This is a genomic window from Planococcus halotolerans, assembly GCF_003289955.1.
Taxonomy (GTDB): Bacteria; Bacillota; Bacilli; order Bacillales_A; family Planococcaceae; genus Planococcus; species Planococcus halotolerans.
This window is the reverse complement of record NZ_QLZR01000005.1, coordinates 54730-69514: the sequence shown is the minus strand read 5'-3', so window position 1 is coordinate 69514 and position 14785 is coordinate 54730. Positions and strand designations below refer to the sequence as shown.

Annotated in this window: 13 protein-coding genes; 1 reads left to right on the top strand and 12 read right to left on the bottom strand. The window is 45.7% G+C overall.

Annotation, left to right across the window (positions count from 1 at the left end):
* The 7 genes from DP120_RS12710 to DP120_RS12680 all read right to left on the bottom strand — a co-directional run bounded on the left by DP120_RS12710 (position 1) and on the right by DP120_RS12680 (position 7869).
* The gene (locus DP120_RS12710; RefSeq protein WP_112224056.1) at positions 1-654 is read right to left on the bottom strand and encodes a Dph6-related ATP pyrophosphatase; all 654 of its coding nucleotides are present in this window, start codon (positions 652-654) and stop codon (positions 1-3) included.
* Positions 655-791: 137 nt separating this feature from the next.
* Entirely contained in the window at positions 792-2174 is a 1383-nt protein-coding gene (gene fumC, locus DP120_RS12705; RefSeq protein WP_112224055.1) for a class II fumarate hydratase, read from the bottom strand.
* Between the two features lie 374 nt (positions 2175-2548).
* Positions 2549-4042, bottom strand: coding sequence for a UDP-N-acetylmuramoyl-L-alanyl-D-glutamate--2,6-diaminopimelate ligase (locus DP120_RS12700; RefSeq protein WP_112224054.1), 1494 nt, complete (start codon positions 4040-4042; stop codon positions 2549-2551).
* A 283-nt stretch (positions 4043-4325) separates the two neighbouring features.
* On the bottom strand, positions 4326-5837 hold the full coding sequence (locus tag DP120_RS12695) for a flotillin family protein (protein ID WP_112224053.1): 1512 nt from the start codon (positions 5835-5837) through the stop codon (positions 4326-4328).
* Positions 5838-5858: 21 nt separating this feature from the next.
* Positions 5859-6398 (bottom strand): NfeD family membrane protein, encoded by a 540-nt coding sequence (locus DP120_RS12690; protein WP_112224052.1) that lies wholly within the window; start codon positions 6396-6398, stop codon positions 5859-5861.
* Between the two features lie 118 nt (positions 6399-6516).
* Positions 6517-7230: a hypothetical protein gene (locus DP120_RS12685; RefSeq protein ID WP_112224051.1), complete on the bottom strand. Its 714-nt coding sequence runs from the start codon at positions 7228-7230 to the stop codon at positions 6517-6519.
* A 129-nt stretch (positions 7231-7359) separates the two neighbouring features.
* The gene (locus DP120_RS12680) at positions 7360-7869 is read right to left on the bottom strand and encodes a P-loop NTPase family protein (protein WP_112224050.1); all 510 of its coding nucleotides are present in this window, start codon (positions 7867-7869) and stop codon (positions 7360-7362) included.
* 227 nt (positions 7870-8096) lie between these two features.
* Between DP120_RS12680 and DP120_RS12675 the strand changes: the two genes are divergently transcribed.
* Positions 8097-8297, top strand: coding sequence for a cold-shock protein (locus DP120_RS12675; RefSeq protein ID WP_006830093.1), 201 nt, complete (start codon positions 8097-8099; stop codon positions 8295-8297).
* Between the two features lie 313 nt (positions 8298-8610).
* On the opposite strand, the gene DP120_RS12670 is transcribed toward DP120_RS12675, so the two are convergent.
* The 5 genes from DP120_RS12670 to DP120_RS12650 form a co-directional block, all read right to left on the bottom strand.
* Positions 8611-10254 carry a serine hydrolase gene (locus DP120_RS12670; protein WP_112224049.1) on the bottom strand — a complete coding sequence of 548 codons (1644 nt, stop codon included), beginning with the start codon at positions 10252-10254 and terminating at the stop codon, positions 8611-8613.
* 341 nt (positions 10255-10595) lie between these two features.
* The gene (locus DP120_RS12665) at positions 10596-11048 is read right to left on the bottom strand and encodes a GNAT family N-acetyltransferase (RefSeq protein WP_112224048.1); all 453 of its coding nucleotides are present in this window, start codon (positions 11046-11048) and stop codon (positions 10596-10598) included.
* Positions 11048-11500 (bottom strand): hypothetical protein, encoded by a 453-nt coding sequence (locus DP120_RS12660; RefSeq protein ID WP_112224047.1) that lies wholly within the window; start codon positions 11498-11500, stop codon positions 11048-11050. Before DP120_RS12660 ends, DP120_RS12665 begins: the two co-directional genes overlap by 1 nt.
* A 137-nt stretch (positions 11501-11637) precedes the next feature.
* Positions 11638-14268, bottom strand: coding sequence for an MMPL family transporter (locus tag DP120_RS12655; RefSeq protein ID WP_112224046.1), 2631 nt, complete (start codon positions 14266-14268; stop codon positions 11638-11640).
* A 3-nt stretch (positions 14269-14271) separates the two neighbouring features.
* Positions 14272-14715: a MarR family winged helix-turn-helix transcriptional regulator gene (locus DP120_RS12650; protein WP_112224045.1), complete on the bottom strand. Its 444-nt coding sequence runs from the start codon at positions 14713-14715 to the stop codon at positions 14272-14274.
* Between the last annotated feature and the right edge of the window lie 70 nt (positions 14716-14785).

Below are 14785 nucleotides of genomic sequence, written 5' to 3'. Positions count from 1 at the left end.
TTATTGAAGTTTCACTTCCAGCACCCGATATTGCCCTGCCTCAATCACTTGTCCGAACACTGCAGGAACCGCTTCGACAAATATCGGTCCGTCAAGTATGACTGTATGAAATTCCCCTTCTTCACCACACGCATCGATTCCGATAGCCTCAAGCTCTTCGATCAATTCCATCGTAAATTCCCTGCCGAGGAATTTCGGATCCATTCGCGCCGTATCCACCACCGTAATCACAGCTTTGAATCCCTCCGCAATCAATTCCTTCAACAATTTGCGCCGGGGTTCTCCCCATAGCGGATGGCTGACTTCGATATCCGCTTCCTTACTGACTTTCTGCACCCATGCCCGGTGATCTTCCAGATCGATATCGCCGTAAACACCCATATCGATGCCTTCACTTTTAAAATTCTTTAAAAGGCTGATGAATTCCTTCTCATAGTCCTTCCAGTCCGCCTTCCCGATTTCCAGCGGCAGCCCCATCCGTTCCGCCTGCGCTTCCATAATTTCCAGCGGCAGACCATGCGACCTCGATTTCGATCCGTCTTCTTCGAACATTGTCAGTAAAGTCACCGGCACATGCCCTTCCAGCACAGCCCGGTAGTACGCCAGCGCGGAATCCTTTCCGCCGCTCCATGACATCACAAATGTTTTTTGCATAATGCACCTCTTCCATAAATTCTTTTCTGAATAAAAGACTTCGACAATTAAAGAATAAATCCTTTGCTGCCGTTATACTGCGGCTTAAAACTTAAAAAAGCGGCCGGAAAAGCTTCCGGCCGCTTCATAATATTCACTTATTTGCCAACCATGTTTTCAGGTTTAACCCATTCGTCGAATTGCTCGGCTGTCAGATGTCCGCTCTTCACAGCTGATTCTTTCAATGTCGAGCCCTCGTTATGGGCTTGTTTGGCAATCGCTGCCGCTTTTTCATAGCCGATATGCGGATTCAATGAAGTTACGAGCATCAATGAATTATTCACATGGTTTTGGATGACATCCAGGTTCGCTTCAATACCCACTGCGCAGTGGTCGTTAAAGCTTACCAGGCTGTCTGCCAACAATCGCACTGATTGAAGGAAGTTGTAGGCGATGACCGGTTTGAACACATTCAATTCGAAATTCCCCTGGCTGGCAGAGAAGCCGATTGTCGCGTCATTCCCCATTACCTGTGCTGCAACCATTGTCAACGCTTCACTCTGTGTCGGGTTAACTTTCCCCGGCATGATGGAGCTGCCTGGTTCGTTGGCTGGAATCGTGATTTCACCGATGCCGCTGCGTGGTCCGCTGGCAAGCCAACGTACATCATTTGCAATTTTCATTGCATCAGCCGCAAGTGCTTTGATGGCGCCGTGCGTATAAACCATTTCGTCGTGGCTTGTCAGTGCATGGAATTTATTTTCAGCTGAAGTGAATTCGGAGCCAACAGCTTCAGCAATGAATTCTGCAACGTAGCCGCCGAATTTAGGATCTGCGTTGATGCCTGTTCCTACCGCTGTGCCGCCGATTGCCAATTCACGCATATAATTTACGCTTTCGCTGATCATGCGCTCACTTTTCTCCAGCATATGCTTCCATCCGCTGATTTCCTGGCCCAACGTCAACGGTGTTGCGTCTTGAAGATGCGTACGTCCGATTTTGATGATGTCATCGAATTTCTCCGATTTCTCAGCCAAAGTCGCTTTCAATTTCTGAACAGCAGGGATCAATGTTTCGGTTACAGCCAATACGCCTGCAACGTGCATAGCAGTCGGATAAGTGTCGTTTGAACTTTGGGACATGTTCACATCATCGTTCGGATGAAGTTTCTCTTCAGAATTCTGTTCCGCTAAAATTTCGTTTCCGCGGCGTGCCAGAACTTCGTTCATGTTCATATTCGACTGCGTTCCGCTGCCTGTCTGCCAAACAACCAATGGGAAATGGTCATTCCATTTGCCTTCGATTACTTCATTGGCTGCAGTTTCGATCGCTTTCATCTTCGCTTCAGATAATTTTCCAAGCTTATGGTTAGCTTTCGCTGTCGCTTTTTTCAATTGGGCAAACGCAATTACCACTTCATGCGGCATACGCTCAGTGCCGATCGCAAAGTTCTGGACACTGCGCTGTGTCTGAGCTCCCCACATTTTGTCGGCTTCAACCTGAATTTCACCAATGGTGTCTTTCTCTGTACGATATTGCATTCCATTCACTCCAATTCTTATGTCTAATTAAACCTTCTCCTCTATTAAACACAAAAAAACGTGAAAAAGCGACTTTTCTCTAGAAAAGCGGAAGCGCCCGTTAAGATTCGAAAGGCATAAGACGATTTGGCGAAGCGGCGTTCTTTGCCGCACAGCCAAAGTGGCTTATGAACCGAGAATCTGGGCGCTGGAGTCTAGACAAGTGAAAAGTCGCTATAATCCTGCTGAAAAATTGATATCAAGAACCGATATACCGCAAATCAACTTAAAACTTTTGCTCCTGTCTCTGCATCGCTGCGCTAGCTTCGAGACATGAAAGTGCGTTGCATCGCTACGCTGCTTCGTCGCAAAGACATTGATCTCGCAGGCGTCGATCAATGTCTTTGCTGCATAAAAAATTCCTCAATAATCTCTTCATCCGAATGCGGAATATATTCACCCTTGATAATTTGAGCGCCGTTGATGCAGCCGCTGGATAACAGGATGATATCTTCCGGTCCGCTTGCCTTTAATGCTTCTATTACAGCATCCTTGCGTAAAGGTGCCGTCAATACTTCCTGTTTATAAGGGACTGTAAAGCCCTTAACCACTGCATCCACTACATCGTTGGGGTCATTATAGCCCGGATGGTCAACTGTAACGATGATCGTATCCGCTCTGCCTTCCGCAGCTTTTGCCATTTTCGGCATCTTGGAGAAATCGCGGATTCCGATACCTGCAATCATCGCGATGAGGCGTCGGTGCGGTAACTTTTTCGCTTCATTTAATACAAGCTCAATGGCTACCGGTGTATGGGCGTAATCGAGGATAATTTTTCTGCCTTCGGGTCCGGCAAGAACCTGGAACCGCCCTTCCACCTGCGGAAGCTCTGGCAAGACAGCTAAAATCTCCTCAATGGATTTCCCGGCCAATAAAGCCGCAGCAATCGCTGCAGTCAGATTTCCGGCATTATACTCACCGAATATAGGAACTTGAACCCGTCTTGCAATACCTCCATATATTAAATTGAAAGCCAATCCCTCATCCAATGTCCGGCAGTCTCCCCAAATCAGATCCGCTCCGGAATCAGGGTCCGCACTATAGGTAAGACAGGGATACTGAGCAATCTCCAAAATCTCCTGAGACATGCCGGCATCATCCAAATTGATGACAGCCGATTTCGCCTGCCGGAATAATTCCAGTTTTGATTGGAGATAATGAGTAAAGGTTTTATGGTATTCCATATGTTCCTCTGAAATATTCGTGTGGATTGCCACATCAAAGATGATCCCTTCCACCCTTTTCTGATCCAGCGCAATAGATGAAACTTCCATTGCGGCTGACACGTCTCCTTGGGCAGACAGCTGCGAAAAGATATTATGTATATCAGAGGAAATGGGTGTAGTCGGGGTGCTTTTCTTGTAAGCGAGCTTGCCGGTTGAAGACCATATACCGGTAGTGCCTAAAAATCCGCATGGCATTTCCAATAAATTAAAAAGGCTGTAAACGAAGGTGGCTGTGGTGGTTTTACCATTAGTGCCTGTAACGCCGACCTTAATCAGCCGATCCTGTGAGTTGCCGTAAAAGTAATTGGAAATGTGCGCCATGGCAACCTTTGAATTTTCAACCTGCAAAAATGTCACTTGAGGAAACAAGTTGAAATGCTGATTCAGCATGTCTTTGTCTGTCCCGATTATGGCACATGCGCCTTTATCGATTGCTTCTTCAATATATAAGTGGCCGTCTGTATTTTCTCCGGTCACACAAAAGAAAGCGGATCCTTGTTTTGTCTCCACTGAGTTATAAACGATGGAAGTTATTTCCTGGACTTTGGGTCCGTTTAAGGAAAGGGATGTGAGATGAGGTATTTCTGTAAATTGTATGTTCATAGGGTGCTCCTTAAGTAAATGTTTTCTTTTACCATGAATTTATCATTTTAACAATATTATTATCACGTTCTACCACCCTAATTAAATCTACAAAATGACAGAGAAGCAACAATACAGCATAAATGATAATTTCATACTATATCGCCTATCTTTTCCCCCTCAGCGGTTCCCTGAAACCAAAAACCAGCCACAAAAAGCAAAAGCTTTTCGTGGCTGGTTTGGGTTATTAATATTTAATGTAACTATTTTCCTTCCATACAATTTAATGTATGTGAAATTCTGCTTACTTCACAGGCGTCTCTTTTTCCGCCAATTCGTACCGCAATTGCTCAATTGTAGCAGCGTAATCCGATTTCCCGCTCATGTTCTCGAGCATTTCACGAACATCGATGCCAGATGACTCCTTCAGCGTTTCTTGCAGAGTCGACATCAGATTCGTTGCATACGAGGTCACTTTATTGGCGCCGCCTTCGCCGCTGCCGGTATCGACAACAGTAATTTTATCGATATTGGCAAGTGGGCTGGCAATCTGTTTTGCATATTCCGGCAGCATTTTCACGATCATATCGAGTGTAGCCGCTTGGCCGTACATTTCAAAGGCTTCCGCGATTTTACGTTTCGCTTCGGCTTCGGCAAGACCTTTCAGACGGATGACATCAGCTTCCGATTCACCTTGTGCACGCTGGGAATCAGCTTTCGCCATACCATCCAAGCGGACTTTCTCTGCCTCAGCTTTCGCCATAGCTTCGACCCGGTACTTCTGGCCATCAGCATCTGCAAGCTGTTTCGACTTCTCAGCTTCGGCTGCCTGTTCCACAGCATAACGGTCAGCATCCGCTTTTTTCTTCACTTCTGAGTCATATTGGCGCTCACGGCGTTGAATTTCTTTCTCTTCCAGCTCAATTTGCTTCTGGCGTTCAATGATGCGGATCTGCATTTCCTGTTCTACAACTTCCTGTTTCGAACGCGCTGTTTCCAGTTCATACGCCTGATCGGCCCGGGCTTTTGCACTGTCCTGCTCACGGCGGTATTCTGCCACTTTCAACAGATTCTCTTTTTCCGCTTCGGCGATTTCAGTCGCGCGCTGGATCTCCGCACGCTGTGCCTCTTTGCCAGCTTCAGCGCGTTTGATGCGCGTCTCCATTTCCGATTCGGCGGTTGAAATATCCGCATCTCTTTTCACCTGGGCAATACGTGCTTTACCTAACGAATCAAGATAGCCATTTTTATCACGTACATCTTTAATGGTAAATGACACGATGATCAAGCCCATTTTCGCCAAATCATGCGACGCTACACGCTGAACTTCCTGCGAGAATTTATCGCGGTTTTTATAAATTTCTTCTACGGTCATCGACCCCAGAATGGAACGGAGGTGACCTTCCAGGACTTCTTTCGCTTCATTTTCCCGGTCCTCTTTTGATTTCCCTAAAAACTGCTCAGCAGCTGTTGCGATTTCAGAAATGGAACCGCCGATTTTGATGATTGCCGTCCCGTCCGCCATGACCGGAACACCTTGCTCCGTATAGACTTCGGGCGTCGTCACTTCCAATTTGCTGGACAATAAGCTTAGCGGCGCCGCCTGCTGAAACACTGGCAGCAGGAACGTGCCCCCGCCTCTGATAATTTTAATGCGATTACCCGAATCGTCGGTATGTACGTTTTTCGACCCCAAATAACTTCCCGTAACGATCAACGCTTCGTCCGGTCCTACCGTCTTGTATTTTGTGACGTATACTCCGATCAACGCCAGTAATATAGCTGCCACCACTCCAATAACGATCCACACTTCCATCCTGATTTCCCCCTGGTTTTTCTATTTTTTATTTCTTAATACAAAAGGCTCGTATTCCCTGACATAGAGCGTGCCGTCAGCGATATCAATGATCAGCACCTGTTCGTCCTGCGCAATCGGTTCATTGTCATAGCCCGCTGCCCGCTTCGAAATCATTCCGCCGTACGTTTCCAGCACCACTTCGCCATAACCGTCGACAGGAATCGGAATAATCACTCTAGCCACTTGTCCGAGGAGCGATTCTTCGGTATAGGCAATCGAAGATTCCGCAGATTTCAATGGCAATAAAACAAAGAAATAAAGAAGGAAGTCCAGCACCACCGCTGCTGTTGCTGAAATTAGGATGATGCTGGCACTGTTCAGTCCGCCCGCTTTTTCAAGCACAAAGGCGATGGCGAAAAACAAAGTGAAAAATGCCAGCAGTACAGCTGGGTTCAATAGCGGAAGCCCTTCTCCGGCATCGGCCATATCGCCGAACAGCACGTAAAGTAAAGTCAGCCCTGCCGCAATCAGCAAGCCGTACATATAAATTTGCTCCACCCCTACACCAAACAATTCCATTCCAATACCTCCCATTCCAGGTAACTATTTTCCATCTTATCTTATATACGGTAATAAAGGCTTGAAGTTTCAGAATTATTTATTATTTTTATGCGATAAAAGAAAAAACCCATTCTATTTAAAGAATGGGTTTTACAAATTGAATTTCGTGGAAACCGTTTTTCATTTGAAAATTGATGCCGACGTAACCGGCATCGAATAATTGATGTTGCCTGGTGAAGTCGTCCAGTTTGGCTGCCGCAAAATCCTCGTACCCGATTGAGGGATTTTCAAGGTCTTTTACACAGACATACCGTTCTTTATTTCCATACTTCTCAGTCAATGCGCCAATGTACATATCCTGCGTGAACTTGTCTTTCAGGCTCGGGATGTTCATCGGTGCGACGGTACAGCAGACGTAACGGAAATTCCCCGGAAGTTTTGGAAGCTCCTTCATAATGACATCAGCTAATTTCTGTTGCAGCCGGTTCCCTCTATAAGCGGGCAGCACAGCAGAAATTTCCTGATAAATCACTCTTGGCAACTCCTCTTCAGACAATCCGATGTCATAGCCGAGATGCTCTTCATCGATTTCAGGAATCAACAGTGCGCGGAAACCGATCAGTTTATCTTCTGCATAGGCACCAACCATCAGCCCGCGTTCATTGAGGATGAAAAGAAATTCTTCTGTAGATAAAGGCTGTAAAGCTATTCTTTCCGGCATGGCAGCAACTACTGTTTCTTGTACTTCTTCTATAGCCGGCAGATCTTCGAGATAAAGCCGTTTCATGTGCAGAGGCAGTTTTTTCCGAAGAACCTGATGGGTGATAGTACCTTCATATAAAACTTTCATCTCCGCTTCCCCCAACCGTTCAGATTTATACTTTTATGATACCATTTATTTTTTCCTATGTAAGCGAGTTTTTTAAATTTTACTGCAAATTAGACAATAATTTGATGTGCCATCCAATGAGCCGGCAGTTCATTTCAAAAAGCCGTCTATCTGCTTTTGCGTCTGCAGAATAACCGACTGGTGATCGGGTCCACGGGCAATAAAATCTTTTGCCCTTTGCCGCATCTCAATTTTTCTGTCCGCATAAGTCGTGACGATGAATTTCAAAAATTCCTTATCCATCTTTTCAGGGCATCCTTCTGCCATATCGGGGCGGGTCTTCCCGTAGTTTAGAACCCATCGTTTCAAAGCCCGGTATAGACAAACTCTTAAAGGCAGCTCCAAATAAATGAAAGTATCCGCTTCTGCCAGACGGATTTCCATCGAACTGGCGTAGTTTCCTTCTATAATCCAGGTATCTTCTTTAACCAGCTGCCGCTGCTTGTCTCTGAATTCTTCCTTTTCTCTTTCCAACCATCCTGCTTTCCAATAATAAGAATCCAAATGATGCACTGGCATTTCAAGCTTTTCCCCAAGTTTTCTTGCAAACGTGGATTTTCCGGCACCCGCTGAAACGCCGCACACAATGATTTTCTTCATTTCCCCACCCCTTCGTCCTTATCGTTCTATTAGTATAATTAAATAAAAGATTTTAAGCCAGCGGACCAATTTTTACATAAAGCTTGCATTTTTAATATACCCGTGTTATTCTAAGGAAGAATTATTTTTGTTCGGATAACTTTTAAAAAGTGTCAGATGTTCATCTGCAAGATTTGAGCAAGGATAGTAATACAATGTATGCTTACGCATACGAGGAGGAAACACACATGGAACAAGGTAAAGTAAAATGGTTTAACTCAGAAAAAGGATTCGGCTTCATCGAAAGAGAAGGCGGCGACGATGTATTCGTACATTTCTCAGCAATCCAAAGCGAAGGCTTCAAGTCTCTTGACGAAGGCCAAGAAGTAACGTTTGATATCGAGCAAGGCCAACGCGGTCTTCAAGCTACTAACGTACAAAAAGCTTAATCTAAATATAACTCTTAATGGATTCTTCTTCGGAAGAATCCATTTTTTTATTTTATTTCCAAAAAAAGTTTTTTTACCAAGTTTTAATTGCCCCCTTCCCCACGAATAAATTACACTTTCAGAAAAGCATTATTAGCATATACAAAAACAAGAGGTGATCCGTTTTACGCGGATCACCTCTTGTTTTGCTGTTAATTCAGCATGAAATACAGCTGGAAAACCACAAAAATCAGTACGGCTAAGCCAATCGTGCCGAAAATAATGGATAATGCCAGTTTTTTACCGCTCATGGACTTCTACTCCTTTACGACTGTCAGTTCATTTTTTCCTGTTCAATCAATTGGATAACATCATATGCACCAGCGCTTTCATTCGATAATACCGTTAACGTGCTGCCGTTGGAAGGATAAAATCCTGAATGGAAACTGACCCCCGGATCGTAGCCCATCACATGATATTTAAGGATTTCATCTTCTTCTTTTTTAATCCATACTCCGTAGCCGTAATGGCCTTCCTCATCCGAAGCGTGCACCTTCAGCAAATTGCGTGTCCCTTCTTCAGAAAGCAGGCTGTAATTCATTAACTGCTCCCAAAAAACAGCCATGTCCGCGGCCGTTGTATAAGCACCGCCGTCAGCGCCGCCCTTGATCGGAATAGTGTATTGGTTCGTGCGCCAGGTCGCCCCCTCATCTATATAACCAGTTGCCGTTTCTGCCGGCAAGCGGTCCAATTGGAAATAACCCGATCTGTCCATGCCAGCGCGCTGAAAAATACGCTCTTCTATCACATCGCTAAAATCGTTGCCGCTCAGCTTCTCAACCACCATGCCGAGCGCAATAAAGCCGGCATTATTGTACTCGAAACTTTCGCCCGGTTCAAACTTCATCGGCTTATCCTTGATGAGAGGAAGAAAATCTCTCGTGTTCTTCATTCTATACATCGGCAGGTCCTGCCACAGTTCTTCAAAGTCATCCATGACGGACTCATCGAAATAATCCGGGATCCCGGACGTATGCGTCAGTAATTGATGAATTGTCACAGGGAAATTCGGGAAATGTTCTAGGAGCAATTCGGACAGGACATCATCAAATGACAATTTACCTTCCTCGACCAATTGGGCAATTGCCACAGCGGTGAATATTTTGCAGCCTGAAGCTATGCCAAACCGGGTGTTCACCGCATTCGGCCGCGCATTTGCCCGGTCTGCCATCCCTTTGGCTATCGACCATTCTTCATCTGTTTTCAGCATGGCGGCTCCTGAGAACTCCATTTCCTCCAAGCGGTCTGACAACGGATTTTCCGGAACCGCTGTACCGAATCGCCCTTCTTCATCAATATCGATTTGGCGGCCATCCGTCAATTCGATCGACACCGGATGGACCTCGCTTTTTTTCTTCGAGAAATACCAGGTTCTTTTCGGGGCAACAAGAAGGATGAATGCCGCTCCCTGTCCAAGAAAATTCAACGAACCGGGATCTATGCCTTTATTGCCGCGGACCGGAATTTCCATATCTTCGATCTGCTTGCCGACTTCCGCTACATGCGGGGTGGTTATACTGACTTCACTGATATTCAGCAATGAATCCACAGTGAAATTCCCCATCCTGTCGGTATTCCGGCGCCCGAGAAATTCCACGATATTTCCGGCAGGATCTTCAAAATAAAATGCATCCGCATCAAAATTCGCGTAATAGATTTCATCCATTCCTTCCTGGCGGTTCAATTCCACACGTGAACTTGCCCAGCCTTTGGCAAGAGTGAACTGGTTGCCTGGGATATTGAAGGCAAAATGATAGAAAGCCGGGCGATCGGATTCGCGGAAGATAAGCTGGGATTCACCGATTGCCAGCATAAAGCTGGATTCGTCTTCTTCAACAATCCGGAAACCCAGTTGGTATTCATAAAAGCCTTTTACTTCATCGAGCTTATTAGTAAATAAAGTCACTTTCTTGAACATGTCATCACTCCTTGCTTCAAGCATACCGAAATTTACTGTTTTTTTCCTCTTTTTCCTGCCTCTTATTTTTACACGAAAAAAAGGAGCGCTAAGGCTCCTTTATAATGCTCCGATAAATTGAAGTTGTGAGATGTCCTTTTTATCTGTTTGACCATCCAGTTGAATGGGTGACATAGGCTTCCAGCCTTTAACGTATTATTTATCGGCGATTTTATGAGGTTTATCGGCGATTTCTAGCAGTTTATCGGCGATTTTTCATAGTTTATCAGCGATTTTTTAAGATTTATCCGCGATTCTTCCTTAACCATAAAAAAACCCTTCCCCAAAAGGAAGAGTTTAAGTCAAAAAGTATAAACCAGCCTAATCATGTCGCGGCATTCGATACCGTTTTCAATAATCGGTTCCGGATAATTGCGCGTAAAGAAATCACGGTCGATCGAGTCGATGCGAAATCCACATTTTTGATACAGCATCAGCTGATTAACACTCGAATTGCCAGTGCCTATTTCGACATTGGCGAATCCCAACCGTTTCGCTTCAGACAAAGCATGAAGAATCAGCTTCTTACCGTAGCCTCTCCCTCTCACATCCTCTGCGACAGCGATGTTTTTAATTTCTACGGCTGTGCCCGATAACGGCAATAAGACATATACCCCTATAAGTGAGTCGCCGACTAGCGCTTCGTAGACACAGCCGCGTCCGCAATATTTCCGGACAAATTCTTCAGACGGGTCCGCTTCCAACAGCAAGTCCAAGGGGAGATCATCGCCATCTTTCAGTAAGCGGATTTCCATTATTTTGGCTCTTTAAAACCCTGGTCAATCAAATAGTCTTCAGCATCGCTGAAAGTGCCGAAGCTTTCTTCCAGGTTTTTGCCGGCGTAGACATTCCAGAATGGCTCGTCATAGACCAAATCCACTTTCTCGTTGTCGCGGTTCGTCCAGGTCTTATCGTACGGCGGTTCCGGTTCCAATGACAAATAATCCAGAGAATCGGCAAGGATGCTGCGCAATTCCTTTTCCGAAAAGTCGCGGATATTGACGAAGCCTTTTTTGTCCGCTTCGTAATGCGGCAAGTTGCCGACATAGACAAAGCCATTGCCTGTCGGGTGCAGATGATAAACCACGATTTTCTTGTCGTAGAGACTTTCTTCGTAATGGAAATTGACGCGTTTCATTGATACGTCTTTGCGTGTCAGTTCAGGAAATGATTCGATGATTTCCAGTTTTTGCTCAAATGTAAGCATAGTGCATATACCCCGTTTCATTTTTTCATTCTTTCCCCATTATAACATGGCTGCTATAAATCCTTCATTAACAGAAAAAAGCTGTGGGTGCACACCCTGTAAGGATGGCGCCAGCAGCTTCAATCTATTATTCATCTTTATTTATTTTCACGATTACGATTGCCGAACGGCCACCAGACCCCGCGGTCGAATGACACCGAAATTGCCGGAATGAGCAGCGGCAGCACAAGTAAACCGTAAAGCAACAGACCGGTAACAACAATTGTCGCAATCTGTACGAGACTCAATACACCCGAAGGCATCATCGCGCCGAATGTGCCGGCGAGTATGATGGCTGCCGTGATGATGACTGTACCCATTTTCGCCATCGATGTGTACATCGCTTTACGAACCGAAATGCCGTTGAAAGATTCTTCACGGAAACGGTCGAGAAGGAAAATGGAATAATCGACGCCAAGAGCCACCAGCATGACAAAGCCGAAGAACGGCACTGCCCAGCTGATACCGTCGAAGCCAAGACCGTTGACGAAAATCAACTCCGCGATGGCAATGGAAGTGTAATACGTCAGCAGCAATGAACCGATCATATATAGAGGCATGATCAATGAACGGAACAGAACAGCCAGGACAATAAACAAGCTGACAAGCATGATTGCCACTGTGTTTGTAAAGTCATTTGAAGAAATATCCTGCAAATCGCTGTTGATGCTGGCGATTCCGCCGAACGCAATGTCGGCATCTTCCAGCGGTGTCGCAACTGTGCTTCGCTCGACAGTTTCTTTGATTTCCGCTACCGTATCAATCGCTTCCGGTGAATACGGATCTTCAGCGAGAATGACTTCCATCATAACGCCTGTTTCATCAGCGAATGTATAGCGGTCAAAGACCTGTTCGAACTCTTCTTCATCCAGCGTTCCTTCGGGAATGAATAAACCCGTCGCGCGCACGGAGTCACTGTCGCTCATCGACTGCATCATCTCAGACGCTTCAGTAAGGCCGCCTTCAATTTCTGCAAGTCCTTCATTGGCGGATGCGACTCCTTCAGCAAGCTGGCCGAGACCTGCACCAAGCTCACCAGTCTGGCCGGCTGCCCCTTGAAGACCTTGCTCGATTTCAGTAAGACCGCCGCTGATTTGAGTCAACGCGCCTACAGTCTGCTGAATATTGCCGGTTTGCTGCAAGCCTTGTGTAACTTGCCCAAGTTGGTCATTCAGCTGTCCAAGACCCGCTGCAGCTTCACCAATTCCACCTGAACCGCCAGTCTGGCCGGCAATATTGGATAGATTGGTTTCAATTTCTGCAAGACCAGCCTGAACTTCCCCAAGACCGTCGCGGGCTTCAGTTAATCCATCCGCCAGCAAGCCCAATTGTTCATCAACGTACAGTTCCTCAATTACATCCCCTGTCGGACGCGTAATGGCACGAACCGAATCGACACCGTCAATTTTTTCAACTTCGCGGCTGACCAGTTCAAAATAAGGAATCGTTTCTTCATTCGTCAAAGCATCATCAGATTTGAAAATAACCTGGACAGGCAAAGATTCACCTTTTCCAAAGCCATCTTCAATCGCCCGAAGTCCTTTCACGGATTCATATTCCCCGCCGATTTCGTCAACGGTGTTGAAAGACAAATCGTTATCATACGTAAACAATAACGGCACGGTAATGATTGCTACAACCAGCATCGACAATAAAGGCCGGTTGATCGACAGCTTGCTCATCCAAATCCAGATTTTGCTGTCTGAATGGGAAGCGGATTTTTTTGACGGCCAGAATAATTTTTCCTTCAGAACCGCCATGAAGAACGGTACGACCGTAAACAGCACGAGCAGCAGAACAAAAATCCCCACCGCGACGGCTACAGCTGATTTAAAGATCGGGAAATCCGCAAAACCAATGGCAGAGAAACCGATGAATACGGCAAGTCCACTAATCAGCAGTGTGCGCCCAGCCGTTCTATACGTATTGACGATTGCATCTTCCACACCATGCCCGGAAGACAATTCTTCCTTATAACGGCTGAGCAGCAGGATACAGTAATCGGTACCGATCCCGAACAGAATCGCTACCAGGAATATTTGTGTATAGTTTGAAACCGGGAATCCGAACCAATCAATGAAAAATGCCACGATCGATTGGCTGAGCAAATAAGAAATCCCGACTGCCACAAGCGGTATGAACGGCGTCACGATCGAACGGAAAACCGCCAGCAATAAGCCGAAAATCAATATGACTGTAATGATTTCTGTACGCTTCAAACCTTCCTGGGCACTAATGTTAACATCATTATTAATAATAGCTTCACCTGTAATATAAGCTGTTAAATCGGAGGGGATGACATTTTTACGAATTTCATCCGCAACCTGGTTCACTTCTTCATCGGAACCATCCAAGGTGATTGGAATCAAGATCGTTTCTCCGTCTTCCGAAATCAGTTGTTCTTCCAGTTCTTCACTTTCCACCGGGTTCAACACAGACGTAACCGGTTCTCCCATCGCTTCAATATCCGCAACCATCTGCTCCAGCGTATCACGCATTGAATCATCCAGTTCCGACTCCATTGGAATGACGACGGAAATGGTTTGTGCAGCAGCTCCGGCATCCGCCAGAATATCCGCGGCCTGCTGGGATGAAGCATCTTCAGAAAGCTGGAATGACCCCGCTTCTTCCGCCTGCTCGGTCAAGTTTGGCGCCAAGAGGAAAAGAGCGGCTGTCAATATGATTAAACCGATCAGGATCGGCCATTTAAGTTTTAATATCGTCTTCATAATTTACACCTCATCCATTTTTAGAATCTTTTTAAGCTTACGGAAAATGATGAGGAACTCGTCTATTTCTTTGTCCTCGATCTGCTCCGACATCAGCTTTTCGATGTATTCGGTCAAAGCCTTGTCTGACTGCGCCAGAACTTCCCTGCCTGCATCTGTTATTTCAAGCATTTTCGTCCGCTTATCATCCGTTTCGGCAATGCGAATCAATTCTTTTTGCAGCAGCTTTTTAATCCTGCTCGATATTGCAGATTTATGTACTGATTGCAGCACTGCCAGACGGCTGGAAGTTATTTGTTTTTCTTTGCTGATCAGTTTCAGCATCTGCATCTGTTCAGGTGAATATTCCTTCCAAAGCGGATGATCGACTGACTTGATGACTTTCTCTGTGCCATAGACCATCACTTCCGTAAAGAGATCCACTGCTTCTTGTATTCGTTGATCCAAAATAGTCTACCCCCTCAACTAACTATACACAGTTTAGGGGGTAGACTATTTTTCGTCAAGGAATTACCAT